We start from the raw sequence: 26,661 nt of genomic DNA on the forward strand, positions 1-26,661 counted from the left end.
CGACCTCGTCTGAAATCGCTGGATAACCGCACGTGACCTTAATCAGCGTGCGCAGCATTCCTTTTGCGACTTCGATTTCACCGGCCAGGATTAACTCGTGGATCTCCTGGATAATCTGAACACGTGACCCGATGTCCTCTTTAAGCAGGCGAATTATTTATCGTCTGAAATCGTTTTGCATTCATACTTGCCACCTACACTGGCAGCGGTCAGACATAATTCACCGGTTATCGGTTCGTATTTTAGCGTTGCACCTGGCATGACCTGCGCGTGTGTAACCGTGCCGCCGCCTGACCTGTTTGTTTTTGTATACGACGCCGCCGAGAACCCAAAAAAGTGACAACGTAACTTTACCAGAATGTATTTACTGACCATCAGTGACCCTGCTAGCGCGTGCGACTTTTTCGGACGTCAACATGTGTGAATTTACAGCAGTCAGCGTCTTGATGGCACTGACCGTCCAGATAAAAAAATAACCACCACACATCCACCACTCTTATGAATTCAGCTCATAGCGCCTATTTAAGCAGCGTAATTATCTTTAACCGCAACTTCGTTAATCTGGGTCTATCGCGTGAACACGCAAGCGGAAAGTGGCTACAGCTGATGGACACACCCCAGCCTGCAAGGCTGGGGCTTCATTAGAGGCTAACTAAATATTCTTATCGAAGAAGACGTCTAACTTTTGCATTGCCTGGTCAACGTATTTGGGCACCCAATACGTCTCGATATGGGTAGCGCCATCGATCAGGACGGGTTCTTTGTCCTTCGTACCGGTGGCTTTCGCGAACGCATCTTCAGTCATATAGAGCGTATCCGCTTTTGTACCGGCAATCATCAGCAGCGGTTTATTAATGAGATTGATATGGCAGCGGAGCAAAATCCCGCTGTCCATATCGCCCCCGCAGGCAGTCAGAATGCGGTGTTCGGGCCAGCCGATAACTTTACCGGGCGCGTCAGGGTTGATCCTCTCTTCAAACCGGATAACGACATCCCTGTTTCCGGGGCTTATGTCACGTTTGAACCCGGTGCGCGTTCCGCCTGGCATACGCATCCGGCAGGCCAGCGGCTGATTGTGACCTCGGGTGTTGGGCTCACCCAACAAGAAGGCCAGCCGGTGCAGGTTATCCGCGCCGGTGATGTTGTCTCTTGCCCGGCGGGCGTCAAACACTGGCACGGGGCGGCACCCGGCAGCGCGATGACGCATCTGGCGATAACCGGGATTGTGGATGGCAAAAGCGTTAACTGGATGGAGAAAGTGACAGATGAACAATACCACGCCCATTAAGGCATTAACGGCAGCGGTACTGCTGACCTTTGGTTTTGGTCTCGCAGCGCATGCTGCGCCCGGCAACAAAGGAGCCTCAGAAATGAACCACGAACAAACGGTTTCAGATACGCTGTCAGCCAGCCAACAGGCCATCCCGTTGATTGCGGCATCGATGGCCAGCAGTCAGATGGATAAGCTGAATGCAGCCCTCAATCAGGGTCTTGACGCAGGACTCACGATAAACGAAACCAAAGAGATTCTCGTCCAGCTTTATGCCTATACGGGCTTCCCCCGTAGCCTGAATGCACTTAATGAACTGATGAAGGTCGTCGAAGCACGTAAACAACGTGGTATCAAAGACCTTGAGGGTAAAGAGCCGGTTGCCCCGATCCCTGTCGGGGATGAACTTCGCCGTGTCGGTACCGCAAACCAGACAAAAATCTCAGGCGCTCCCGTCCAGGGCCCGCTGTTTGATTTTGCCCCAGTGATTAACCAGTTCCTGCAAACGCATCTGTTTGGCGATATTTTCGCCCGCGATAACCTCGACTGGCAAAGCCGCGAGCTGGCAACGGTTGGCGCATTAGCCGCCACTCCGGGCGTGGAATCACAACTGCTGTCACATACGCGAGCCAGCATGCGGGTCGGCCTGACGGCAGCGCAGTTGCGCCAACTGGCAAAGGTGCTGCGTGAACATGGCGAAAGTGATGCAGCAACGCGAGCTGAAAAGGCGTTACAGCAGGCGCTCGATAGCAGATAAGTTAAGTTGGCTAGAGACGATACGCAGTTAATCGTCCGCATTCATGAGTCTGCCAAATAAGGGCAATCAGGGGTGCTAAATAATTAACGCTGACAACTCAGATATGATTGAACGGCAAACATAACAGAGGATGTAATATTGAAGACAATCTTAAAAACGCTGGCCATCTGCATCATGGCGGGTGGCCTGGTGGCTCAGTCGGTCTATGCCGAGCCGCTGGTCATTCAGGAACAGGGAAGCTTTTCTGCAGGTGGCACTATCATCACCGCGCCTGGAACATTTGACGCGAAAAAACCGCTGGATTCTGCTGGCCAAACCTATCATGGCGATCATGCCTCTGTGTTCTACCAAATTCCGGAAAATCCGCATAAATACCCTATCGTCATGCTGCACGGCGCAGGTCAGTTCTCCCGTACCTGGGAAAGTACCCCGGATGGTCGCGAAGGGTTCCAGAACATCTTCCTGCGTCGCGGGTTCTCAACTTATCTTGTCGATCAGCCACGCCGGGGCAGCGCCGGTCGCACGACTGTAGAAGGTACTGTTACGCCAAAACCGGATGAACAGATGTGGTTCAACCAGTTCCGCGTTGGCGTGTGGCCAGAGTATTTTAAAGGCGTTCAGTTCTCTCACGACAAAGAAGCACTGAATCAGTATTTCCGTCAGATGACCCCAAATACCGGGCCGTTTGATATCAATGTCATCTCTGATGCGATGTCCGCCGTCGTGGATAAATCCGGCCCCGCTATCCTCTTCACCCACTCTCAGGGTGGCGGACCAGGCTGGTACACGGCGATGAAAAATGACAAGGTCAAAGCCATTGTCGCCTTCGAGCCAGGCAGCAGCTTTGTCTTCCCGGAAAAAGAACTCCCTGCCCCTATGCCAAGCGCATTCGACACGCTGAAGGGTGAGCCTGTGCCAATGGCGCAGTTTATGGCACTGACCAAAATCCCGATTCTGATTATTTACGGCGATAACATACCGGATAAACCTGTCGCCATGCCCGCGCAGGACAGCTGGCGCGTACGTCTGGCAATGGCTCGTGAGTGGCGTGACGTGGTGAACAAACATGGCGGGGATGTGACGGTGACGCATCTGCCAGAAGTGGGAATCAAAGGGAATACCCACTTCCCGTTCTCTGATTTAAATAATGTGCAGATTGCTGATTTGGTGAGTCAGTTTTTGAAAGAGAAAAATCTGCAATAGAAAGAAGTCGTATTGAGCCTTCATTATTGAAGGCTCAATACTAATATCAGCATTAACGATCGTGAATTTTTACACCAAGACAGCCACGCACAAATTCAGGATTAAAGTGTTTCACGGCATCACCAACGTAGCCTAAATCGAGTGAGCTGATTTGCGCCATTTCGCTCTCAGTCAATGAGAAATCCCAGATGGCAAAGTTCTCTTCAATACGTTCCTGACGGGTGGATTTAGGGATGACAGTGACACCACGCTGTACATTCCAGCGCAGGACAACCTGAGCAACCGTTTTTTTGTGAGCATCGGCAATTTGTTGCAGCATTTCATTCTCATAGGGCTTATGTCTTCCGCCACCTAAGGGCGCCCATGCTTCCGGCTGAACGTTGTAATACTTCATAGTTTCAAGTGCAGCAGGCTGAGCAAAGTAAGGATGCAATTCAACCTGATTCACCATTGGCTTGATTCTGACGGTTTCGCAGAAGTTTGCTAATACATGAGCATAGAAATTGGACACCCCAATTGCCTTAAGCTTACCGGCATCATAGGCATCTTCCAGTGCACGCCACGCGCTGAAATAATCACGCATGGCCTGATGCAGTAAATAAAGGTCAAAATATTCCAGCCCAGATTTTTCTAACGACGCTTCAATCCCTGCTTTGGCCATATCGTAATTGGCCATGTCCTGTACCCACAGTTTGGAGGTAATAAATAGCTCTGCGCGGCTACATAACCCTTCGGCAATGGCCTCGTGCACTGCGTCACCAACGGCATCTTCATTACCGTAAACTGCTGCGGTATCGATAAGGCGATAGCCAGCACGAATAGCAGTCAATACAGACTGTTTACATTCTTCTTTATCTGTTACCTGAAAAACACCAAAGCCAGCCATCGGCATTTTCAGGTTGTTGTTTAATAATGAATAATCCACTATTGAATTCCTCTGTTATACCTAATCAATCATTCTAGAATAAAAAGACAGACATGAGTAAGGCGCGAAATCTGATATGACTTATGCACGATTTTCATAAATTACGCCCTCTGAAGCCGACCCGGTTAAAATCAGTAAATTGCCCATCCATTAAGTGCCCCTTCGCTATGCATTACGCTACACTACCCCTTCACTCTCTTTTGGCAGTAAGGGGCACAGGTTGGCACGGGAAAACCTTAATGATTTAATGGCGTTTATAGTCGTCGCGCGTGAAAAGAGCTTTACCAAAGCAGCGGCGCATTTAGGCGTTTCACAATCAGCCCTCAGCCATACCATTCGAACCCTCGAATCCCGTCTTGGGATGAAACTTCTGACCCGAACCACGCGCAGTATTTCGTTGACCGATATAGGGCAATCCATGTTGGATGACCTCGGCCCTTATATCGATGGGATCCAGGGGCGATTACAGTCACTGAAGGACCTCAACAGTAAAGCCGCCGGTACGGTACGTATATCAACGTCAGATTATGCGATCGGCTCTGTTATCTGGCCCAAGCTTGAGCCGCTACTCAAGGAATACCCGGATATTACTCTAGAGCTGATTGATGACTACGCGCTGACGGATATTGTCTCCGGCCGCTTTGATGCAGGAACGCGGCTCGGAGAGCAAATATCTAATGGCATGATCTCAGTGCGTATCGGCCCGGATGTACGCTTTGCCGTCGTGGGTTCTCCTGACTATTTTTCCCGTCACCCTTACCCGCAGCATCCTAACGATCTTATTGATCACAACTGCATCAACCTTCGGTTTCCAACTCACGGTAATTTGTATGTCTGGGAGTTCGAAAAAGAGGGTAAGAGCCTGAACGTCAAAGTTAGCGGTCAGCTTGTGTTTAGCCGTATCTATCAGAATCTACAGGCTGCCATAGAAGGATACGGACTGGCATATGTTCCCCGTGATATCGCTGAGAAACAGCTCGCCCACGGCGAACTGATTAGCGTCCTTGAAGACTGGTGTCCTTACTGGGATGGTTATTACATTTACTACCCGGAAAACAGAAATCACTCGAAAGCTTTCCAGCTCGTTATTGACGCGCTGCGCCACTACAAACATCCCTGAGTATTCCCTGGCAGGATTAACGACATATGACTCCAGGGAGAATAAAGCCAGCACCTGTTCAGGTCCTGGCTTTTGCTCATCGTCATCCGTCAGGTGTGATTTCTGCCTGTAAATACCTCTTTAAATACGGGTAATGCCGAGAAAATGTTTGGCCAGCCCGCCACAAAGGCCAGCTGTGTCAAGACCTCTGAGGCCTGAGTCTGGGTCAAACCATTATCCATCGCCCGATTAAGATGATACGGCACTTGCGCCACTTGTCCGGCGGTAACCAGTGCGCTGACGGTTACCAGGCTTCGGTCCCGTGGTGCCAGACCCGGCCGCAGCCACAGGTCGAGGAATAGCGCATCCGTGGTGTATTTCACTACACCTGGTGATACCTTGCCAAAGTTTGACTCAACCATCGTGGCACGTTGGTTTTCCGACGCTTTATCAAGAGGCAGGAAATCCACTTTATCCCCTGACAATGACGCCGTATCGATATGGCGTTGCGCAAAGACGTTGCGGGCAACCAGCGCCGCAGAGGTGGCATTTGGCCAGCCAGCATAAAATGCCAGATGGGTAATTACTTCAGAGATTTCAGCAGGCTTAACGCCGCTATCCAGCGCCACGTTAAGGTAGTGCGGAAGCTCAGCCGTATCATTGCGGCTGATGAGTGCAGCAACTGTGACAAGGCTGCGGTCGCGACGCGACAACTCCGGACGATTCCAGAGATCCTTTTCAATAAATCGTTCAGCATACGCAGCCATAGCGGGTGCGACTTCAACGACAGCGTCATGTGTATCTTCTGGTGTCATTTTCAAACTCCTGTTTTGCGTGGTTTGGGAAACGCATCCGCTCATCAATAACAGAGAAACAATCGCCAGGAATGCCCTGTTTATCATTCATGTTCTCCCGCCGAGTGACGATTATTCTGTCATCAGTTCAAATCTGGCGCTGTAGGCATCAGGGGGGACGGGCAATGCGTCAGGCTCATCTAATTGCCCCAGTTTAATTAAGCCAGACACATAACTATGGGATTTATAAAAAATAGCCAGATTTCCCCATGGGGCATAAATCGTTATATCCCTTTTTTTGCTGTCGTTCCTTCGGGTGAACCTTCGGTGGTCAACCGGGAAGGTAAGTCACTTATTTTCTCCTCTCCTGCAGTATCTGCTTACTCTGCGCTCAGCGAGGCCATATCAATGACGAAACGGTGGGCCATGTCTCCCTGCGCAAGGCGGGTGAACGCATCGTTTATCTGATCGATACTAATCATTTCGCACTCAGGATAGATATCATGCTTCGCGCAGAAATCCAGGACTTCCTGAGTTTCCGCAATGCCGCCGATCAGCGAACCCGCAACGCGACGGCGTCCCATGATCAGAGGTACCGTGAGCGGTTCATCCATCAGACCAACCTGGCCGACAATGACTAACGAGCCATCAATATCTAATAATGGGGTATAGATATTCAGGTCATGCTTAACGGGAGCAGTATCAATAATTAAATCGAATGCGCAGGCTGAATCCTGCAATGACTGTGGATCAGAAGAAGGCAGAATTCCTTTCGCACCCAGTGCTTTTGCCTCTTCCTCTTTGTTCTTATTGCGGCTGATGACGGTCACCTCGGCCCCCATCGCCACGGCCAGCTTAACCGCCATATGACCCAGGCCACCTAATCCGATCACGCCAACGCGACTTCCCAAACCCACATTCCAGGTACGCAGCGGAGAGAAGGTGGTGATACCAGCGCAAAGGATCGGTGCGGTCTTTGCCAAGTCCATATTTTCCGGTACGCGCAGTACAAACTCTTCGCGGACGACAATATGTTTGGCGTATCCACCCTGAGTGATTTCACCGCTCAAGCGGTCCGGTGCGCCATAGGTAGGCGTCATCCCGTTACGACAGAATTGCTCTTCGCCATGCTCACACTGATCGCAGTGCATACAGCTATCCACCATGCAGCCAACGGCGACATGGTCGCCTACATGATATTTTTTGACGCGCGGTCCCACGGACGTGACGACACCCACAATTTCGTGGCCCGGGATCAAAGGATAAGGCTGCGGGCCCCAGTCCCCATTGACCGTATGCAAGTCTGAGTGACAGACGCCGCAGTAAAGTATTTCAATGGCGACATCGTTTTCACGTAAATCGCGACGCTCAAAATGATAAGGAACCAGTTTCGCGTCATCAGTGTGCGCTGCATAACCAACCGTTTTCATAACTACCTCATATCGTGACGGAAAAATGGCGTTGTTTTAATATGCAATCAGATAATTATGACAGATGAAGCCGTATCGCCTGTTAACGATTGTTAATAACAACGCCCTTTTTCAATTTCAGAATCAGTAAAGCCTCTGGTTAGCGCGTGCAGTTATCTGGCAAGAGACGCGCCAATTAATGAATTGGTGCCATTTTGATGCGAAGATTATTCATCAAAACGTTCATAAAGGTAACAACAACGACTTTCTCCGCACAACAGCACAATTGTGATATCAATAATGAACATAATTAATAAATCGCAGAGATCATCATAAACGTCCACGAGATTCACCGCTCTGTACTTAACAGTGGATTGCTGGTTTTTATCACACCGTTGTGGCTATCAGAAAATCGATCAGCGCTTTCACTGTTTTGGTTTTACCCGCGTTTTTATCCTCATCGCAACGTCTCCCCTTGATTAAGCCAATGAAAAGCTGGTCTCATTGCTGGGTGAACTGGCGGCAGAGAAAAGTGTGACGTCTGCACAAATCGCGCTGGCATGGCTGCTGGCACAAAAGCCGTGGATTGTTCCTATCCCTGGTACCACCAAGCTATACCGGCTGGAAGAAAACCTGGCGGCTGCCGACATTGTTCTTTCACAGGATGACTCACGGCAGATAACCCAGGCGCTTGAAACGATTAAAATCGTCGGTGAACGTTATTCTCCTGAACACCAGGTACGCGTAGGCCGTTAATACCCAAACGGGTCCACAGCAAAATGCGGGCCCGTTACTCTGAATAGCGAAGTGCATCGATCAACAGCGCAAAAGCCGGCGGATGCTGCTTACGGCTCGGGTAGTAGAGGTAATATCCGGGGAAAGATGGGCACCAGTCCTGCAAAACCTGAATAAGCTCTCCTGACTTTATATAATCCTGCACCCTGTCTTCAGGTATACAGGCGATGCCAAAACCGGATAACGCCGCATCAATCCTTTCTGCCTGCAGATTAAATGTGACCTGCCCTTCCACTCTGACCCGTAACGGTTTCCCATCCTTCTCAAACTCCCAGTGGTAAAGCCCACCGGCTGTCGGCAGGCGCATATTGATACACCGATGATTTTGTAGCTCGTGCGGCGTTTGGGGTGCAGGGTTTGTAGCGAAATAAGATGGGGCTCCCACTACGGCCATTCTCATGTCCGGCCCAATTCTTACCGCAACCATGTCCTTATCCACGCTTTCACCCAGTCGGATCCCGGCATCAAAACGCCCCTCAACAATATCGACAAAGCCGTTATCCACCACCAGCTCGAGATTAATTTCCGGATATTCCCTGAGGAAGGGTTTTAGCTTCGGCCAGACCAGACTTCGCGCGGCATGCTCCCCGGCAGATAAACGGATATTGCCGGAGGCAGTACCGTTCAGTTGAACCAGCGATTCCAGCTCCTGTTCAAGATCGGCAATACGCGGTTCAAGGCAGGCAATAATTCTCTCACCAGCCTCTGTAGGGGCAACGCTTCGGGTCGTGCGGGTCAGAAGGCGGATATTCAGCCTTTCCTCCAGGGCCTTCATCGCGTGGCTGAGTGCAGACTGAGAAACCCCCAGTTTACCCGCTGCTTTGGTAAAACTTCGCTCCCTTGCCACCACAAGAAAGATTTGCAGTTCGTTGAAGTTTTCTTTGAGCATAGGCGATTTCCTTATGGAGGCATTCCCTTCATCGCACACTCATGAAGGGTGTTCATAGACACAATCATTTTAGCCCTATTACTGACAATAATGATAATTGATATTCTGGCTGTATCGAAAATAAGTCTGCATTATCAGAAGGTTTATCATGAAAATACTCGTTGCCGGGGCGACAGGAAGTATTGGTCTTCATGTCGTCAATACCGCTATTGAAATGGGTCATCAGCCCGTGGCGCTGGTCAGAAATAAACGCAAAGTAAAATTGCTTCCTCGGGGAACGGATATTTTTTACGGCGATGTTTCAATGCCTGAAACACTCACCGAATTACCGAAAGATATTGATGCCATCATCTTCACACTCGGTTCTGATGGTCAGGGTCGAATTGGTGCCCGCGCTATCGATTACGGCGGAGTACGCAATATTTTACGAATATTCAAGGGCGTACCTGTTCGTATCAGCCTGATGGCCACGATTGGCGTGACTGAACGGCTCTGCACCTGGAATCAGCGCACTGAGGTTCATGACTGGAAAAGACGTGCCGAGCGTCTGGTCAGGGCCAGCGGTCATCCCTATACCATCGTCAGGCCCGGCTGGTTTGATTACAACAATGATGATGAGCACAGAATCGTGATGCTCCAGGGAGATCGTCGCCATGCGGGAACGCCGGAAGATGGTGTGATATCTCGAGAGCAAATCGCCCAGGTCCTGGTCAGTGCCCTGACCAACGACGAGGCAAAAAATAAAACATTCGAGTTGGTGGCTGAACGAGGCGAAGCACAGCAGGATCTTACGCCACTGTTTGCAAAGCTGAAGGCTGATGATCCACAAAAAAATGATGGGGTTTTAGACATAGACAATATGCCTCTCAGGGAAGAACCGGAGTGCATTATTAACGAGCTGAACCTGTATTCAAAAAAATCAACCAATCTACAACCCTGACAATTTTGTCAAATAGCGGTCAGTCTCATGACAGCTTAGGCCTGTATATTTGAATGTACAGAGGGGGATAGTTCCCCTGATATGAGTCCAGTTTCAAACATAGATTTTAGAGGAGGTTATACCCTGCCGTTTTGACAGTCAGGACTTTCATTTGTAGTGGTCAAGTAATACGCATTCTGGCGATTCAGGAACAATACGGTTGCTTAAATTTTGTAGAACAACGTATTTGCCGCTATTGGGGACTGAACGAAACCGAAATATTCATAGAACGCTCTGGCCTTACCATCAATAGCATGTACCATGATGGCTTTGATACCCACTTGATCGGCTAAGTTGGAAATGCGCAGTACAGCATCATTAAGCAGCCATTTTCCATAACTATGACCTTGCGTACTGGCATCAACAGCAAGACGGCCCAACAGAACAACCGGAACAGGATCGGGCATATTCTGACGTAAGCTACGCCCTAAGTCAGCGTGGCTCACGGATCCAGTTGCAATGGAATAGTAACCCACTACGCGCTGAGTAGACTCCAGACAAATGACGAATGTGCGCGATGCGTTGAGGTACTGATTTTTAATCGCCCGGCGACGTAGCCAATCATTTAACACCTCATTACCGCAATCGAATGGCTGCAGCTCATGCCCTTCGGTCAGCAACGCCGGCGCCGTGACGTTTATTTCCATTCTGGCTTCACATCCATCAGGCGTTGACGCCCCTCAACATTTTGTACAGGCGCTTCAAGCTGCTCAATGAAAGACTGATATCGGGCATCGTCCAGGACGAACACACGCTGATCCAGAATGATATTCTGGGCCTCATGCACGGCCTTCTCAATGATAAAGTCAGTGCGGTTTTTATTAACCAAACTTGCGGCATAATCAATCACTGCGCGTTCCTCATCAGTAGCGCGGATATTAATTTGCTTATCGCGAGTTGGCTTACGAGCGCTGGTTTGCATAAGTTTCTCCATATGGTAACAAATTGCTATACACAAACCTTAGCCCAATTGGTAGCAGATTGCTATACGAAACTTGAGTTGCACCCGCCTGATTCGGCGGGTTTTAACTTCACCTTCTACATAATCAAGGTGTTACAATATTAAACCAGAAATCGAAGCTGTCTAAATAGCCGAGGAATTCGTCAAGTTTTGCGTGATTACCGCTGACGTGTAACTCGCCTTTTTCTTCTGCTTGTTTTAGCGACTCCTCTTTGAGGATGATTTTGTTCAGGGTCGCGCGGTTCAATACAATTGAAGCATCAGCGTTACTGGCCTGCACGTTAGCACTATGATTAAGCACGCCATTTTCCAGCTCCAGCTTATAGTTGCCACCGTCATTGCCTAAATCGACATTAAAGACCGCTTTTGCATTTGCTGCCTTTTCGCCGTTGATGTGCACCGCCAAATAATCAAAGAACATCTCCGGTGACATAGCTTTAACCGTATCTGGGCTGGCCGTATTTGGTGTCGCACCTTTCACCACGCCGTTGCGTAACTCCTGGGCACCGGTCAGATAAAAATTCCGCCACGGACCTGATTCAGCCTGATATCCCATTTGCTCCAGGGCATCGGCCTCGAGGTTGCGTGCCTCTTTGTTGTTAGGATCGGCAAAGACGATATTGTTCGTAACTTGCGCCACCCAGCGATAATTGCCCTGGGCATAATCTGCTTTTGCTTTTTGCATAATGACATCAGGGCCGCCCATGTAATCAACATATTTCTTTGCCGCTTCGACGGGTGGCAATTCATCGAGGGTTGCCGGGTTGCCGTTGAACCAGCCGAGGTAAAAAACATAGGTTGCTTTCACGTCATGGCTGACAGAACCGTAATAACCGCGGCTGGCCCATGATTTTGCCAGACCGGGCGGCAACGTGAAGTTCGCCGCGATTTCATCACGGGTCAGTCCCTGGTTAGCCATGCGTAAAGTCTGATCATTAATGTAGCGATACATATCGCGCTGGCTCTTCATTAGCGTCACGACATTTTCATTGCCCCATGTTGGCCAGTGGTGTTGAGCAATAATAATGTTTGCTTTACCGCCCCAGCGACCAATCACGTCGTTGATATATTTTGACCATGCCAACGGATCGCGAATTTTTGCACCGCGTAGCGAATAGGTATTATGCAGCGTGTGAGTCACATCTTCTGCCGCTTCAATCATGCCCTTCTCTTCTACATACCACAGCATTTCTGATGGAGCTTCCGAACCTGGAGCCATCATAAAATCGTAGGTCAGCCCGTCGATAACTTCTTTCTGCCCGGTGTGGGTGATGTAGTTGGTAGGTTCAATCAGCGTCACCGTCCCGGCGGAGGTTGTCGTCCCAAGCCCCGCCCCAACCTGTCCTTTCGCATCGGGCTGTAATAAGTTGCCATACATATAACTGGCGCGGCGACTCATGGCATTACCTGCCATAATATTTTCTGACACCGCTTCTTTCATAAAACCAGCCGGTGCATACACCTTCACTTTCCCGGATTTTACGTCGGATTCATCAACGACGCCGCGAACGCCACCATAATGGTCAACATGGCTGTGAGTATAAATGACCGCCACGACGGGTCTCTTTCCACGATGTTGATAATAGAGATCCATCCCCACTTTTGCGGTCTCAGCGGATACCAGCGGATCAACCACCGTAATACCCTCTTTACCTTCCATTATGGTCATATTTGAAAGGTCCAGATTTCGGATCTGATAAACCCCTTCGGTTACTTCAAAAAGTCCACCGATATTGATCAGTTGTGACTGACGCCACAGGCTTGGGTTCACTGTATCGGGCGCTTTTTCACCTTCTTTAATGAATGCATACTGCTGCGGATTCCAGACTATATTGCCTTGTTTTCCTTTAATCAGGTCAGCCGGAAGCGGAGCAATAAATCCTTTGTGAGCATTAGAAAAATCAGTTTTATCATTGAAAGGCAACTGCCCGTACAACGCATCGTTTGCACTTTTCGTTTGTGCCGTGGCATCTTTCGCTCCCTCTTGCGCCATAACTGGCAGCGACATTAATGATGTGGAACACACACCAGCGATGACCATATAACCCACTATTTTATTAAGTTGCATAAATCCTCGGCTAATATACTTTATGAGCAGGGTTTCCCTACTCTTTTGAATGTTGAAAAATTGTATAAGGGTGAAAATGTAAGTCTGTATTATTCAATAATAAAAGACTAACACCAAAAACCAATGGGGTTAATTAAAAAGATGTTTAATTATAAATTTTCATTTACTCTTAAATGAGTGTGATGATTATCTTTTTCATATCTTACCTATTGTGGAAATGCAGCTATGGTTGATGGATATAACGTACCACCACAATAGAATATTCAAGCCCTGCTGATAACTGATATTTAATTTATTTTTGGATTTACTCAAAACCTCTCAGGTAATCTGCTGATTGATGTCAGATACCCCCCACGTTCGAAATCAATATAACCACCTTTTTTTAACGCGGAGACAACATTCAAAATGCTGCTACGCGATAAGTGCGTACGCTCTTGGATATAATCTAAAATAGCGACTCGCTGGCGTGTCTCCTCGGGTAAAAGCATCATCTCCTCCAGATGATTGCGTATTACTGAATAGGTACGCTGCTGTACCACTAAATCATCACGATAGAAGAGATAACCGGTATGGTAGGAAACTATGGAGGCAACGTCTTCCCATAAACCATTTTTATGAAACAGCTCTCGCGCTTTATGCGCATCGACGCGTAGTATTGTTGACTCTGTTTCTGCACGTAATAAATGACCGTGAATTGGTTGGAGCATCTCCGCGAGACCGAACAGATGAGGTTCATAGACCGTGACGATCAGTAGGCCATCCGACGAACGCAAAATAGAAAGCTCTCCTTGCAGAAAAAGATACAACTGAGGCTGATTTTTGTGCATCCAAAGGATACGCCGACGTGGCACAACCTTGAGTTTTTCTGCTATGGGTTCAAGCGCTTGCGTCAAGCGTTGGATACTTTGTTCAGGACGTACCGGTGGTAAAATTTGCATGATAAAACCCGTACTCTTTCATTTGAGCTAACGATGTAAACCAAGATAACTTCAATGAAGATAGACCATATTCCAGCCATAGGGTTCCTATTAATAAAAGAACAATTTTATTTTTATTATGATATGTCATATGGAAAAGGCCACCAGCCGGTAGCGACAGACGATTAATTATGCCGCTGTACGCTCCCTGTATGACACGGGAACAGATGTTGTGAATTCAATAGTCCACAACCGTTACTATTAGCATCACTCTAAAGCCGGGTTTATTAAAATGATGCGCTAAAATTGATAGCTGTAATTAACGCTGACAAACCAAAGCCACGGTTTTTTATATTCGCCCGCAAAAGCATCTGATTTAACCTGAGAAGACTGCATATGCAAGTACTCCACGGCAAACCCAATATTACTGGCAGGTGTAATCTGGTATTGTGCCCCGGTGCCAAATCGCCATTCGTCGCCGGTAGGTAACGACAGAGCAACATCACTTTGTGTTTTGTACGGCGAACTGTCAAACGCAACTCCCGCATTAATTCGCCACTGCTCATCAGGGCGATACTGTACGCCTAACGCGGTATGCCATGTATCTCTCATACGATTGGCGTGTTCGTTCGATTGACCATTAACGGTTATTTGTGGGCTACCAAACTGACTCCAGTCCTGCCAGCCAAGATCGCCCATCACCGACCACTGCGTGTTGATATCGTGAACCAGACTCAACATCACCTGCTGCGGTGCACGAACTTGTGCGGAGATCGGCAGGTCATACTCAACATTTGGCAGGTTTGGGAAACGCGCTTTTCCATCGATATTGAAATGATAATCGGTCTTACTGGTCCAGGTAATACCTGCTCGGGTGCGATCGGTTAAATCCATTAGCAAGCCAAGACGGTAATTCGTCGCCCAGTCATGATCGTTTTGTTTCTCATCATTACCCCCGACATTTCTGGTTAGCGACAGAAAACCATAGTTTAGCCCCACAGCCGCACCCACTGAGACTTTATCATTCAACTTCCAGGCCATCCCAGGGCTGAGGGTCATTGCTACCATCGTACTTTTTTTAATTAACCGATCCCCTGCCCAGTTGCCAAAATCGATACCCAGTCCATAGTTGCCATATAACCCAATCCCCGCCGAAACGGAGTCACTGAGTTGCTGTGTATAAAACAGACTGGCATTAGGAAAAATTGTCATGACGTTGCCGGGGCTTTGTCGATCCACCGATTCGTTATTCAACGAATAGGGAATATCTCCCCCCATTGCCTGCAATCCTGTGGTAACCATGTGGTCAGGTAAGCGAGTCATGCCTGCTGGGTTAGTGAATAGCGTTGACGCATCCTGGGCCCGGGCGGCCTGCCCGGCTCCCGCTAGCGCGGTATCTTCCGTACCTATTTCGTAAAAATAGAGCGCACTTGCATGACTGAGCGTTGAAAATAGCATCCCGGAGATGAGAATGATTTTTTTCTTCATTTGTTTACCTGCATTGATGGATAATCTTTTTGTGTAAGGAGTATGGCCAACAACGTGCCCGTCTCTCTAAAAACTATAGAGTTACCCCTCTGTTTCGCAAAGATTGTCTTATTGTTTTCGGTAACATCATAATCAGGGGACTGGCGTGGTGTCGTGACAAAATCGATCCAATATTAAATTTTCAAATTCAGTACTACGACTTCACTATTACAAAACACATTTAAATCATCTGTTTTACGTAGAGTATTAAGAATAAGACTACATTGACGATCGTCACAGGGTTTGCATACCCTCAGTGGCTTAGTTTGTTAAATAATGACCAAAATGCTTAAAGAATCATAGGTCCTCATACCTTACCACTCCTCAATACATATTGGTCTCTGAAGCATTATTTAATGGTGGGCGCCAGCACCGCGCGGTGATAATTAACTCAAGTGTAAAGAAATGAAAATTTAATATTTTCATTATAAAGTATGAGTGAAGTCGCCACAGGAAAATCCATAGTTATGATCATAACAAAAATGTCATGTGAGATAAAAACGCCACTTTTAACCCTTGCGAAGACGTCGTCTTCGCAAAACTGTGTGCCCTGAGTATGTGATTAGATTCAATGGGTTAAAAATACTTCCATTTTTTCAAACCTAATCAATAAGTGAGGTGAATATATTAGCACGCAAACCAGGAGAATAACTTTAATAATGACGCCAGTATTTTAACTATTTGAAGAATGGAATCTGTACACGTAATAGCACACGAGAATCAAATAAGACTCATTCTCATATCTGTTTTAGTTAGTAACAGAGATGACAGATGATAGCTAATCCAAAGTAAAGATAGGGGTAATTATTTATGGCCTCACAATATGACTTTACTGTCACACTCCACGATCTCGCTTTTATTCTTAAGCAGATCAAAATATCTGAAGCAGCAACTAATCCGGATGGTTCGATCAATGGCGATGCCCTTCGAGAGTCAGTATCCAGTCCGCTATTACACTATGGACTGCGCACGGTAGACGGTTCGTGGAATAGCCTTTTGCCCGGCCAGGAGTTATACGGCTCCGCCGACCAGACAATGCCAAGGTTAACCGCATTGAATTGGCAGGATGCCGATCTAGGCACCAGCTACTTCCAAATCGGCGGTACGGTAGTTGATGCAGACCCTCGTACTATCAGTAATTTAATATCTGATCAAACAGCCTCTAACCCTGCCGCTCAGGAGGTGTTTGACGCATTAAAGGGTGTGCCTGGTGGTGGGACCATCACCGGGGAAGGCAACACCTTAACCATCCCTAACCAGTCTCCGGATGTTGGGCTCTCCCCCGCTTTTAACGGCTGGATGACGTTCTTTGGTCAGTTTTTTGACCACGGACTGGATCTGATCCCCAAAGGTGGCAACGGGATTGTTTTCATTCCGTTGCAACCCGATGACCCGTTGTACGTGGAAGGTTCACAAACTAACTTTATGATCCTAACCCGGGCCACGGTTGATGAAAACCGTGAAACGGTCAACACGACGACGCCATTTATTGATCAAAACCAAACCTACACCTCTCACCCTTCGCATCAGATTTTCATCCGTGAATACGTATTAATTGACGGTAAACCTGAGCCTACCGGTAATTTGTTGGGCGGTGCTAACGGTGGTCTGGCGACCTGGGCTGACGTCAAACAGCAGGCTGAGACCTTACTCGGTATTACACTCACCGATCAGGATGTCTTTAGTGTTCCACTGCTGGCGACCGACCGTTACGGTAATTTGATTTTAAGTGACAGCGGTAAAGTACAAATTGTGACTAAAGGTGGCCTGGTTGAGGCTAACGGTGGCGTGTTACCCGCAGATACATTCCGGACGGGGCATGCGTTCCTCGATGATATTGCCCATACGGCTGCACCAAAAGCGGGTCTGGTCGCAGATGATGATGATGTCATTGGCGGCGAACAAGCTCCCGGAACGTATGATGATGAGCTTCTCGATCGCCACTTTATCACCGGCGACGGGCGTGGTAATGAAAACATTGGCCTGACTGCCGTCCATGCGGTGTTCCACAGCGAACATAACCGCCTGGTGGAACAATATAAAACCACCCTGCTGGAAACCGGCGATATTGACCTCATCAACCAGTGGCTGATGCCGAACCATCAGATAACTGAACTACCCGCAGATACCAGTACCCTGGTCTGGAATGGGGAGTACTTATTCCAGGCTGGACGTTTCTCTACGGAAATGCAGTACCAGCACCTGGTGTTCGAGGAATTTGCACGTACAGTGCAACCTGCCGTCGACCCGTTTGTCTTCTCTAACACGGCGGATATTAACCCGCTGATCTTTGCCGAGTTTGCACATGTGGTGTATCGCTTTGGCCACTCGATGCTCACAGAAACCGTGGCGCGTACTGACATCGATATGCAAAACGGCGATCTCGATTTAATTACTGCGTTCCTCAACCCGGTGGCATTTAATCAAATTAACGGTGTGGGTGTTTCTGATGATGTGGCCATCGGCGCGATTGTTCGCGGCATGACGCGTCAGGTGGGCAACGAGATTGATGAGTTTATTACCGATGCCTTGCGCAATAACCTCATCGGGTTACCGCTGGACTTAGGTGCACTCAACATTGCGCGCGGTCGTGATACCGCAATGCCGACGCTGAACCAGGCTCGCGAGCAGTTCTTTGAACTCAGCGGTGACTCGCAGTTGCGCCCCTATACCAGTTGGGCCGATTTCACCACCTACCTGAAAAACCCGGCGTCCATTATTAACTTTATGGCCGCCTACGGTCAGCATGAGCTGATCCTTAACGCCACCACCCTCGTCGAAAAACGCGCGGCGGTTAACTTCCTGTTGTTTGGCGATAAAAACAATGCCCCACCAGCAGATGCGCTCGATTTCTTCAACAGTACCGGCGCATGGGCCACCAAAGAAACCGGCCTGAATATGGTCGATTTCTGGATCGGCGGCCTGGCCGAGCGCAAAAACGAATTTGGCGGCATGCTGGGTTCGACCTTCAACTTTGTGTTTGAAACGCAGATGGAAATGCTGCAGGACGGCGATCGGTTCTACTACCTGAGCCGTGTTCAGGGCCTGAACCTGCTCAATGAACTGGAGGCAAACTCGTTCTCCGCACTGGTGATGCGTAACAGCGACCTTGGCGAAGCGAATTCCTCTCACCTGCCGGCTAACCTGTTCCAGACGCCGGATCATATCTTCGAAGTCAACACCGTGTTGCAAATGGAAAGTGATCCAACATGGGGGAATCCGCTGAAAGACCTGCTGACACCTTTGCTGGTGCGACGGGCTCCGGGGAATGATGTTGATGGTGATACCCATGCCGACGGCGGCTACCTGAAATACATCGGCGACGGACATGTGGTACTCGGCGGCACTGCCGGAAACGACACGTTAATTGGTGGTAAAGGTATCGATAGCCTGTGGGGTGACGGTGGTGATGACCGTCTGGACGGTGGCGACGAAGCCGATGTGGTCCACGGTGGTGACGGCAATGACATTATTACCGACACCGGAACACCGGTTGGCGATGCTGATTTCCTGCACGGCGATGCCGGGCATGATGTCATCTTCTCCGGTAACGGTAACGACCTGGTCTTTGGCGGCAGCGGTAGCGACTTCGTGGTGGTTGGCGAAGATGCACAGGAGGTCTTCGGCGGTCTGGATAACGACTTTGCGTTGGGCGGATCGGGTGCTGATACCCTGATGGGTAACGAAGGTGACGACTGGCTGGAAGGCGGCGACGGCTTCGACACGCTCGCCGGTGATAACTCTGAGCTGTTCTTCAACAGTACCATTATTGGTCATGATGTGCTGAACGGTCAGGGCAACGATACCGACTACGATGGTGAAGCTGGCGACGATATTATGGTTCAGGGCGCGGGTATTCAACGCAACAATGGCATGGCCGGTTTCGACTGGGCAATCCATAAAGGCGACCCGAACGGTGCGAACTCCGATCTCGGGATCCCGATTTTCGTTAATCAACAGGAATTCATTCTGCGTGACCGCTTTGACCTGGTCGAAGGGCTTTCAGGATGGAAGCACAACGACATTTTGACCGGCACGGAACAGCCGATCGGCACTGCGCCGGTTCAGGGCACCCCGCTCTCCAATAACCTGACGCAGGAAGGTGCGGACAGGATCAACGGCCTACAGTCCATTCTCGGCGTCGAGCGTTCCTCTAACCCGAATGCGGTGTTGCTGAATCCGGATGACGGCAGCGACATCATCCTCGGCGGTGGCGGCAGCGACCGTATTATGGGTAAAGCGGGTAACGACATCATTGATGGCGATGCCTGGCTGAACGTGCGTATTGCCGTCACCGGCATGGCAGGACTCACCAGTGCAGAAAGCATGGCTGAGCTGAAGTCGTACATGCTGGCCGGCACCCTGAAACCGAACCAGCTGTCGATCGTGCGTGAGATCTTGCGTGAAGGTAACGGCACCGAAACTGACGTTGCGGTGTATCGCGATATCAGCACGAACTATGCCTTTACCCGTATGGCGGACGGTAGCCTTCGGGTCGACCACGCAACGCCGAATGCCGCCCTCAACCTGGATGACGGCACTGACCGCCTGCTGAATATCGAAAAACTGGAGTTTGGCGACGGTCAACAGCTGTGGGTCACCGCACAAAAAGCGACAGGTAACGTCAACATTAGCAGCGCGACACCTTCGGTCGGTGACTTGCTGCGCGTTAACGTGGCCAACTTGCTGGATGGTAACGGACTCGCGGCAAATACGGTGATCACCATGACCTGGCAGGCTCTGGTCAACGGACAATGGCGCGATCAGGCAACCGGCGTAGAGTTCAGAGTACCGGGCTCTATTCAGGGCGCTCCGCTGCGTGTGGTCGCCAGTTTTAACGACCAAATGGGCGATGCGGAAACCTTAGTCTCAGCACAAACCCAGGCCATTATGCCACGCAATCAGGCGACCACCGGCGCACCGGTGATTAACGACCTGACGCCGACTGAAAGCCTGACGTTGACCGCAGTGGTCTCCGGCATTGCTGATGCTGACGGTCTGAGTGGCGGCAACTTCAGCTACCAATGGCGAATGAGTTCCCCGACAGGGTTCATCAACATTGTTGGTGCAACATCGGCAACCTATACCCCAGGTCAGGCCGCTGTGGGACGCACGTTGCAGGTAGTGGTCACCGTCGTTGATGACGAAGGCAACCCCCCTGTTGTTCTGACATCAACCACCACTCAACCGGTGGGGGATCTGATTGTTGGTAATAACGGAAACAACACGCTGAACGGTACCGCATGGAGTGACATTCTGCGCGGTGAAAACGGCAATGACAATTTGTTTGGTGGTGCGGGTGATGACCTGCTGGTCGGAGGGGCCGGAAACGACAGCCTGTCTGGTGACGCGGGACAAGACACGCTGCAAGGCGATGCCGGAGATGACCTCCTCGATGGTGGTTTGGGGGCAGATAGCATGACCGGGGGTGCCGGTAATGACACCTACATCGTGAATGACGTTGGTGATGTGGTGATCGAAGGTCTGAACGGCGGGACGGACGTGGTTCGCACCAGCCTCAGCAGCTACGACATGACCGGTAACGTTGAAGAACTGGTGTTCACCGGCAGCGGCAGCTTTATCGGTACCGGTAATGGACTCGCCAACATCATTACCGGTGGTGTGGGCAACGATCAGCTATTTGGTATGGGAGGTAACGATCAGCTGTTCGGTGGGATCGGGAATGACTTCCTGGATGGCGGAGACGGCAATGATAACCTGCAAGGTGGAAACGGCAACGACGTCATGATTGGCGGCGCGGGCGTCGATACCCTCACCGGCGGTAACGGTAACGACATCCTCAATGGTCAGGAAGGCAATGACAATCTGGATGGCGGTACCGGGAATGACATCTTCGCCTTTGCCGCCAACTTTGGGCGAGACCGCATCACCGGTTTTGACAGTAATCCTAATGGTGGTCAGGACTATCTTGACCTGGTTCAGTTGGGCATTAATGCGGGGAATTTTGCCAGCAGCGTGTCCATCACCGGCAGCAACGGCAATACCATCGTCACTATCGGGGCTGACAACATCACGTTGGTCGGCGTCAATTCAAGCACCGTCACGATAGGTGATTTTTATCTGGAAACGCCGAACACCCTTGCCAGTAATAACGGCAACGGTTCATTGATCGTATAAGGAGAAGACTATGTCGCGCCAGCATACGCCAACAGAACTGAATGATGCATTAAAAGGAACGAAACCTACTTTTCTTATCCTGTTATTTTTTAGTTGTGTGATTAATATGCTTATGCTGGCGCCGGCAATTTATATGCTACAGGTTTATGACCGCGTTCTGGTGAGTAAAAACACCACCACGCTGTTAATGTTAACCTTACTTATTGTCGGATTATATACTGTCATTGCCATGATTGAATCAGCCCGTGCTAAGGTCATGGTTCGTCTGGGAAATCGGCTGGATGTGAAGTTAAGCCAGCTGATTTTTAACTCAGCGTTTAAAAGAAAGATTGCCACCGGTGAGAACAACCCCGCGCAGTCAATAGCAGAACTTGACCAGGTTCGTCAGTTTCTTTCTGGCAATAGCCTGTTTGCTCTGCTGGATATTCCGTGGACCCCCATTTATTTATTCATCGCCTTTCTTGTCCACCCTTTATTGGGATATCTCTCCCTCGGCGGGATATCCATACTGTTTATTCTCACCATAGTGTCTGAATTATCGACGAAGCGACCTATTCAACAAGCCCATGCGTTGACCATCAACAATGCCACCAAACTCAATAAGCAGTTGCAAAACTCCGATGCCATTGAAGCGATGGGGATGCTCTCTACCCTCAAGTCCAACTGGCAAACCCAGCATGACAAGGTGCTGGTATTACAAACGCAGATCGCCGACAAAACGGCAGGATTAAGCAGCCTGAGCCGCTTCGTGCGAGTGTTATTGCAGTCCATCGCGCTGGGCGCCGGTGCGCTACTGGTGATCGGGGGACAAATTACCCCCGGCCTGATGATTGCCGCCTCGATTATTCTGGGGCGCGTTCTGAACCCGGTTGAACAGGTGATCGGCAGCTGGAAGCAGTTTGTGCAATTTCGCAGCGCGTGGCACCAGTTATCAAACCTGCTGAAGGAGTACCCGGCACCGAAAGATGTCTTGACTCTGCCAAAACCCAAAGGCAATATCAGCGTCGAAGCCGTCTTTGCGGCCGCCCCCGGTCAGCATACTCCGCTGCTACGCAATATTTCATTTCAGCTTGAACAAGGCGAAGTACTGGGGATTATCGGCCCGTCAGCCTCAGGCAAAACATCGCTGGCTAAAGTGCTGGTCGGCGTGTGGAAACCGTTATCGGGTAAAGTCCGGCTCGACGGTGCGGATATTTGTCAGTGGGATAAAGAACTGCTGGGCCCGTCCATCGGCTACCTTCCGCAGGATGTCGAACTGTTTGACGGCACAATCGCGCAAAACATTGCCCGTTTTACGAAAAATGACAGTGAACTTATCGTGACGGCCGCGCTGCTTGCGGGTGTGCACGAGATGATCCTGCGCCTGCCGCAGGGGTATGACACTTTACTGGGTTCAGGTGGATATCAATTATCAGGTGGTCAGCGTCAGCGTATCGGGCTGGCGCGCGCGGTGTATAACAACCCCGCATTTCTGGTCCTTGATGAGCCAAATGCTAACCTGGATGATGCCGGTGAATTTGCCCTCATCAAGGCGATTAATACCCTCAGAACCCAGGGGCAAACCACCGTGATCATCTCCCACCGCCCCACGCTGCTCGGTGTGGTGAACAAGGTTTTACTGCTCAATGAAGGGGCTATCCAGGAGTTTGGTACCCGTGATCAGGTCTTTACCACGTTACGCCAGGCCAATGTATTAAAACCAGTGGCGACAGCGTCTTCATCCAACAATGAACAAAAACGCGAGGCATGAAGATGAAAAAGAATACAAAAGGTTCTGGAAATCCGGGGTCTTCAGGTGTGGATACCAATATCTGGGCGCCGATTGTTCGGGGAATCGTCGTCATCGTGCTCGGCGTTGGCGGCTTTCTGCTCTGGGCGGTACAGGCGCCGTTGGATGCCGGGGTGGTCGCGGATGGCACGGTGACGGTATCAAGCAACCGGAAAACAATTCAACATCTGAGCGGCGGACGTGTAACGGATATTTTCGTTAAAGAAGGTGACCAGGTCAAAAAAAATCAGGTCCTCATCCGTCTGGATAAAATGCAGCTCGATATGCGTTTCAGTGCCTTAAACGCGCAGTATATTTCAGCAAAAAGTATTGAAGACCGGCTGATGGCAGAGCGAGACGGTCTGGAGGAGATTGCCTTCAATAGCGCGCTGACTCAGCAATTTTCCGGGAATAAACGTCTGACAGAAGTCAGAAATTTGCAGGCCAAACTCTTTGATACCCGGCGTAAAACGATTCAGGATGAATTGTCGATGATTCAGGAAACGCTTGATGGCCTGATCGGGCAGACGGAAAATCTCAACAAAATAAAAGGTTATCGCGATCATCAGTTCACGCTGATTAACCGCGAGCTCGGCGCAATTCGTGCATTGAGTGAAAAAAACTACTACCCGAAAGCGCAATTACTGGTGCTTGAACGTGAGGCCGCTGAAATCTCCAGTAGTGTATCCGAAGATATTCTGAACATTGCCAAACTCAAATCTCAGCAAAATGAGTTGAAAATCAAAGCATATCAGGCGCGTCATCAATACCTGCGTGAGGTAGAGTCTGAACTGACCGAAAACCAAAAAGAAGTCGCCATGCTGGAAGATGAACTGGTATCTACCCGTCATGAGCTGGATAACACAGAAATTCGCTCCCCCATTAACGGTGTGGTACTGGACGTTAAGGTCAGTACCGTTGGCGGTGTAATTCAACCGGGCGAACATCTGATGGATATTGTTGCCGCCGGACAACCGATGCAAATCGATGCCAAAATACCGGTACATGCCATTGATAAACTGGCGCCAGGGTTAACCGTGGACGTCCTGTTCCCGGCCCTTAACCACGCGTTGCTGCCGTCAGTACCTGCGCATGTATTAACCGTCTCCGCTGACCGGTTAATTGATGAAGCCACCCAACAGCCCTATTATCTCGCCGAAGTGCAGGTTTCCTCTGAAGGTGCGCGCTTGCTGGGTGATTACAAGATTAAAGCCGGGATGCCCGCCAGCGTAACGATAAAAACCGGCGAGCGGACATTTTTAAGCTACCTGTTTAAACCCTTACTCGCCCGTCTGGAACTGGCGTTTAAAGAATACTGATCGTCAATTCATTACCCTGACAGGAACCCTGGTGCTCATTCGCGAGCATCAGGCCTGTTTATGCCATTGCTGGTCGCCCTGCTTTCTTGTAACCTTCCCCTTCGCAAGCCTACTGCGTGCGTGAATGATTAATTTGCACCCCTGAACTGGACTTCATATGAATGCTCATACTTCGAAAGACCCTTTACACGGCGTAACGCTTGAAATGCAGGTCACTGCGCTGGTTGACCGCTTTGGTTGGGCTGAGCTGAGCCAACTCATCAACATCAACTGTTTTAAAAACGATCCCAGCGTTAAATCCAGTTTAAAATTTCTGCGCCGCACGCCCTGGGCGCGCGCTGAAGTAGAAGCGTTGTATCTTGATTCCCTGAATGATGACGCCCCGGAAAACACCGAGTCACCGGACTTCGATCCCTGGGCTAATAGTCGCGCTAATAAGAAATAAGAGCCCTTTCAGATGTCTGCACCCGGTTTTATTTCAGGTCATTACCAGAAAAAGCTGGCGAATCTCGTCGCCCGTTCTCGCAACATACTGCCGATAACCAACGTGAAATGGTTCGCCGTGCTCGTCGGCAGCATGCTCTTACTCGGCAGTTGCTCTTCCGAGCCGCCGGTGCCGAAAACCTCGCCACAGCCGCCGTTAACCAAACCGCAGCGTAGTCAGGAGCCGATGCGTGGTGTCTGGCTGGCAACGGTTTCGCGCCTGGACTGGCCGCCGATCTCCTCGGTTAACGGCAGTTCGTCCGCCATCCGCATTAGCCAGCAGAAAAAAGCGCTGACGGATAAGCTGGATAATCTTAAGCGTCTTGGGATCAACACCGTGTTTTTCCAGGTCAAGCCAGATGCCACCGCGCTATGGCAATCCAAAATTTTGCCGTGGTCAGATACCCTGACGGGCAAAATTGGTGAAGATCCGGGTTACGATCCGCTGCAGTTTATGCTCGACGAAGCCCATAAGCGTGGGATGAGAGTCCATGCCTGGTTTAATCCGTATCGCGTTTCTGTCAACACCAAACCCGGAACGGTAACGGAATTAAATAATACCTTGTCCCAGAATCCATCCAGCGTCTTTGTTCTGCATCGAGACTGGATCCGCACGGCGGGTGAGCGTTTCGTCCTCGACCCGGGCATTCCTGAAGTCAGGGACTGGGTAACCAGCATCGTGGCGGAAGTGGTTGAGAATTATCCCGTCGACGGCGTGCAGTTTGATGACTACTTCTATACCGAATCACCCGGTTCTGCGCTAAACGACAGTCAGACCTTCAGAAGATATGGTCAAGGATTTGCCTCGAAAGCGGACTGGCGACGCCATAACACAGAAAAGCTCATTGCGCAGGTCTCGCAGACTATCAAGAAACTGAATCCTGAAGTGGAGTTCGGCGTCAGCCCGGCAGGCGTATGGCGTAACCGTTCGCACGACCCGGCGGGTTCCGACACGCGCGGTGCGGCGGCCTATGATGAATCCTATGCAGATACACGCCGCTGGGTTCAACTGGGCCTGCTGGATTACATCGCCCCACAGCTTTACTGGCCTTTTGCCCGGGATGCCGCGCGTTACGATGTGTTGGCAAAATGGTGGGCGAACGTGGTCAAGTCAACCAACACGCGCCTGTATATCGGGGTTGCGCTGTATAAGGTTGGTGAGCCGTCAAGAAAAGAGCCCGACTGGGCGGTTAACGGTGGTGTTCCGGAACTGAAAAAACAGCTCGATATGAACGAGACTGAACCGCACATCAACGGTACGATCCTGTTCAGAGAGGATTACCTTAATCAACCCCAAACCCAGGATGCGGTAACCTATATCCGCACCCGCTGGGGGCAGTAATGTTGCCACTGTCCGCCG

General features: G+C 49.9%; 20 protein-coding genes and 2 pseudogenes. 11 read left to right on the forward strand and 11 right to left on the reverse strand.

Features of this window, described 5'->3' with window-relative positions:
* Positions 1-652 precede the first annotated feature (652 nt).
* A pseudogene (locus tag FDW88_RS21055) lies at positions 653-868 on the reverse strand (alpha/beta hydrolase); the annotation flags it as partial.
* Between FDW88_RS21055 and FDW88_RS21060 the strand changes: the two are divergent.
* From FDW88_RS21060 to FDW88_RS21070, 3 genes are all read left to right on the forward strand, one after another.
* Complete coding sequence (locus tag FDW88_RS21060) at positions 866-1,288, forward strand: cupin domain-containing protein (protein WP_137363296.1); 423 nt, start codon at positions 866-868, stop codon at positions 1,286-1,288. The pseudogene FDW88_RS21055 and the gene FDW88_RS21060 overlap by 3 nt on opposite strands.
* Entirely contained in the window at positions 1,266-2,027 is a 762-nt protein-coding gene (locus tag FDW88_RS21065) for a carboxymuconolactone decarboxylase family protein (protein WP_117342773.1), read from the forward strand. Before FDW88_RS21060 ends, FDW88_RS21065 begins: the two co-directional genes overlap by 23 nt.
* 138 nt (positions 2,028-2,165) lie before the next feature.
* Positions 2,166-3,230, forward strand: coding sequence for an alpha/beta fold hydrolase (locus tag FDW88_RS21070; protein WP_117342774.1), 1,065 nt, complete (start codon positions 2,166-2,168; stop codon positions 3,228-3,230).
* A gap of 52 nt (positions 3,231-3,282) precedes the next feature.
* Here FDW88_RS21070 and FDW88_RS21075 read toward each other — a convergent pair whose 3' ends face one another.
* Positions 3,283-4,155 (reverse strand): aldo/keto reductase, encoded by an 873-nt coding sequence (locus tag FDW88_RS21075; RefSeq protein WP_137363297.1) that lies wholly within the window; start codon positions 4,153-4,155, stop codon positions 3,283-3,285.
* A gap of 220 nt (positions 4,156-4,375) precedes the next feature.
* On the opposite strand from FDW88_RS21075, the gene FDW88_RS21080 reads away from it, so the two are divergent.
* Entirely contained in the window at positions 4,376-5,275 is a 900-nt protein-coding gene (locus tag FDW88_RS21080; RefSeq protein ID WP_117342776.1) for a LysR family transcriptional regulator, read from the forward strand.
* 89 nt (positions 5,276-5,364) lie between these two features.
* On the opposite strand, the gene FDW88_RS21085 is transcribed toward FDW88_RS21080, so the two are convergent.
* The 3 genes from FDW88_RS21085 to FDW88_RS21090 all read right to left on the reverse strand — a co-directional run bounded on the left by FDW88_RS21085 (position 5,365) and on the right by FDW88_RS21090 (position 7,478).
* Entirely contained in the window at positions 5,365-6,156 is a 792-nt protein-coding gene (locus FDW88_RS21085; protein ID WP_137363298.1) for a carboxymuconolactone decarboxylase family protein, read from the reverse strand.
* 24 nt (positions 6,157-6,180) lie between these two features.
* Positions 6,181-6,336: a cyclophilin-like fold protein gene (locus FDW88_RS22510; RefSeq protein WP_161959027.1), complete on the reverse strand. Its 156-nt coding sequence runs from the start codon at positions 6,334-6,336 to the stop codon at positions 6,181-6,183.
* A 92-nt stretch (positions 6,337-6,428) separates the two neighbouring features.
* Positions 6,429-7,478, reverse strand: coding sequence for an NAD(P)-dependent alcohol dehydrogenase (locus FDW88_RS21090; protein ID WP_137363299.1), 1,050 nt, complete (start codon positions 7,476-7,478; stop codon positions 6,429-6,431).
* A gap of 462 nt (positions 7,479-7,940) precedes the next feature.
* On the opposite strand from FDW88_RS21090, the pseudogene FDW88_RS21095 reads away from it, so the two are divergent.
* A pseudogene (locus FDW88_RS21095) lies at positions 7,941-8,213 on the forward strand (aldo/keto reductase); the annotation flags it as partial.
* Between the two features lie 34 nt (positions 8,214-8,247).
* Here the strand turns inward: FDW88_RS21095 and FDW88_RS21100 are convergent.
* Complete coding sequence (locus FDW88_RS21100) at positions 8,248-9,141, reverse strand: LysR family transcriptional regulator (RefSeq protein WP_137363300.1); 894 nt, start codon at positions 9,139-9,141, stop codon at positions 8,248-8,250.
* 148 nt (positions 9,142-9,289) lie between these two features.
* Here FDW88_RS21100 and FDW88_RS21105 point away from each other — a divergent pair, with 148 nt between their 5' ends.
* Positions 9,290-10,081, forward strand: coding sequence for an SDR family oxidoreductase (locus tag FDW88_RS21105; RefSeq protein WP_137363301.1), 792 nt, complete (start codon positions 9,290-9,292; stop codon positions 10,079-10,081).
* A 203-nt stretch (positions 10,082-10,284) separates the two neighbouring features.
* Here the strand turns inward: FDW88_RS21105 and FDW88_RS21110 are convergent, their stop codons facing one another.
* From FDW88_RS21110 to FDW88_RS21130, 5 genes are all read right to left on the reverse strand, one after another.
* Positions 10,285-10,767: a GNAT family N-acetyltransferase gene (locus FDW88_RS21110; RefSeq protein ID WP_135912047.1), complete on the reverse strand. Its 483-nt coding sequence runs from the start codon at positions 10,765-10,767 to the stop codon at positions 10,285-10,287.
* On the reverse strand, positions 10,758-11,054 hold the full coding sequence (locus tag FDW88_RS21115) for a DUF1778 domain-containing protein (protein WP_168246960.1): 297 nt from the start codon (positions 11,052-11,054) through the stop codon (positions 10,758-10,760). The genes FDW88_RS21110 and FDW88_RS21115 overlap by 10 nt, the downstream gene beginning before the upstream one ends.
* Positions 11,055-11,166: 112 nt before the next feature.
* On the reverse strand, positions 11,167-13,149 hold the full coding sequence (locus FDW88_RS21120; protein ID WP_137363302.1) for an alkyl/aryl-sulfatase: 1,983 nt from the start codon (positions 13,147-13,149) through the stop codon (positions 11,167-11,169).
* 308 nt (positions 13,150-13,457) lie between these two features.
* The gene (locus FDW88_RS21125; RefSeq protein ID WP_117342784.1) at positions 13,458-14,087 is read right to left on the reverse strand and encodes a winged helix-turn-helix transcriptional regulator; all 630 of its coding nucleotides are present in this window, start codon (positions 14,085-14,087) and stop codon (positions 13,458-13,460) included.
* A gap of 279 nt (positions 14,088-14,366) precedes the next feature.
* Positions 14,367-15,554 carry an OmpP1/FadL family transporter gene (locus tag FDW88_RS21130; RefSeq protein WP_137363303.1) on the reverse strand — a complete coding sequence of 396 codons (1,188 nt, stop codon included), beginning with the start codon at positions 15,552-15,554 and terminating at the stop codon, positions 14,367-14,369.
* 849 nt (positions 15,555-16,403) lie between these two features.
* On the opposite strand from FDW88_RS21130, the gene FDW88_RS21135 reads away from it, so the two are divergent.
* The 5 genes from FDW88_RS21135 (at position 16,404) to FDW88_RS21155 (ending at position 26,643) form a co-directional block, all read left to right on the forward strand.
* The gene (locus FDW88_RS21135; protein WP_137363304.1) at positions 16,404-21,731 is read left to right on the forward strand and encodes a peroxidase family protein; all 5,328 of its coding nucleotides are present in this window, start codon (positions 16,404-16,406) and stop codon (positions 21,729-21,731) included.
* Positions 21,732-21,741: 10 nt separating this feature from the next.
* Complete coding sequence (locus FDW88_RS21140) at positions 21,742-23,481, forward strand: type I secretion system permease/ATPase (RefSeq protein ID WP_135912043.1); 1,740 nt, start codon at positions 21,742-21,744, stop codon at positions 23,479-23,481.
* Between the two features lie 2 nt (positions 23,482-23,483).
* Positions 23,484-24,818 (forward strand): HlyD family type I secretion periplasmic adaptor subunit, encoded by a 1,335-nt coding sequence (locus tag FDW88_RS21145; RefSeq protein WP_135912042.1) that lies wholly within the window; start codon positions 23,484-23,486, stop codon positions 24,816-24,818.
* Between the two features lie 157 nt (positions 24,819-24,975).
* On the forward strand, positions 24,976-25,263 hold the full coding sequence (locus tag FDW88_RS21150; protein WP_096757060.1) for a VF530 family DNA-binding protein: 288 nt from the start codon (positions 24,976-24,978) through the stop codon (positions 25,261-25,263).
* Positions 25,264-25,275: 12 nt separating this feature from the next.
* A complete protein-coding gene (locus FDW88_RS21155) occupies positions 25,276-26,643 on the forward strand; it encodes a glycoside hydrolase family 10 protein (protein WP_135912041.1) in 1,368 nt (455 codons plus the stop codon).
* Positions 26,644-26,661 lie beyond the last annotated feature (18 nt).

Source organism: Citrobacter sp. wls829, assembly GCF_005280825.1.
Lineage (GTDB): Bacteria > Pseudomonadota > Gammaproteobacteria > Enterobacterales > Enterobacteriaceae > Citrobacter > Citrobacter gillenii.

Coding starts and splice junctions, on each gene's coding strand:
- FDW88_RS21060 (WP_137363296.1), top strand. CDS start 866: ATGGCAGCGGAGCAAAATCCCGCTGTCCATATCGCCCCCGCAGGCAGT.
- FDW88_RS21065 (WP_117342773.1), top strand. CDS start 1,266: ATGAACAATACCACGCCCATTAAGGCATTAACGGCAGCGGTACTGCTG.
- FDW88_RS21085 (WP_137363298.1), bottom strand. CDS start 6,156: ATGATAAACAGGGCATTCCTGGCGATTGTTTCTCTGTTATTGATGAGC.
- FDW88_RS21090 (WP_137363299.1), bottom strand. CDS start 7,478: ATGAAAACGGTTGGTTATGCAGCGCACACTGATGACGCGAAACTGGTT.
- FDW88_RS21100 (WP_137363300.1), bottom strand. CDS start 9,141: ATGCTCAAAGAAAACTTCAACGAACTGCAAATCTTTCTTGTGGTGGCA.
- FDW88_RS21105 (WP_137363301.1), top strand. CDS start 9,290: ATGAAAATACTCGTTGCCGGGGCGACAGGAAGTATTGGTCTTCATGTC.
- FDW88_RS21110 (WP_135912047.1), bottom strand. CDS start 10,767: ATGGAAATAAACGTCACGGCGCCGGCGTTGCTGACCGAAGGGCATGAG.
- FDW88_RS21115 (WP_168246960.1), bottom strand. CDS start 11,054: ATGGAGAAACTTATGCAAACCAGCGCTCGTAAGCCAACTCGCGATAAG.
- FDW88_RS21120 (WP_137363302.1), bottom strand. CDS start 13,149: ATGCAACTTAATAAAATAGTGGGTTATATGGTCATCGCTGGTGTGTGT.
- FDW88_RS21125 (WP_117342784.1), bottom strand. CDS start 14,087: ATGCAAATTTTACCACCGGTACGTCCTGAACAAAGTATCCAACGCTTG.
- FDW88_RS21130 (WP_137363303.1), bottom strand. CDS start 15,554: ATGAAGAAAAAAATCATTCTCATCTCCGGGATGCTATTTTCAACGCTC.
- FDW88_RS21135 (WP_137363304.1), top strand. CDS start 16,404: ATGGCCTCACAATATGACTTTACTGTCACACTCCACGATCTCGCTTTT.
- FDW88_RS21140 (WP_135912043.1), top strand. CDS start 21,742: ATGTCGCGCCAGCATACGCCAACAGAACTGAATGATGCATTAAAAGGA.
- FDW88_RS21145 (WP_135912042.1), top strand. CDS start 23,484: ATGAAAAAGAATACAAAAGGTTCTGGAAATCCGGGGTCTTCAGGTGTG.
- FDW88_RS21150 (WP_096757060.1), top strand. CDS start 24,976: ATGAATGCTCATACTTCGAAAGACCCTTTACACGGCGTAACGCTTGAA.
- FDW88_RS21155 (WP_135912041.1), top strand. CDS start 25,276: ATGTCTGCACCCGGTTTTATTTCAGGTCATTACCAGAAAAAGCTGGCG.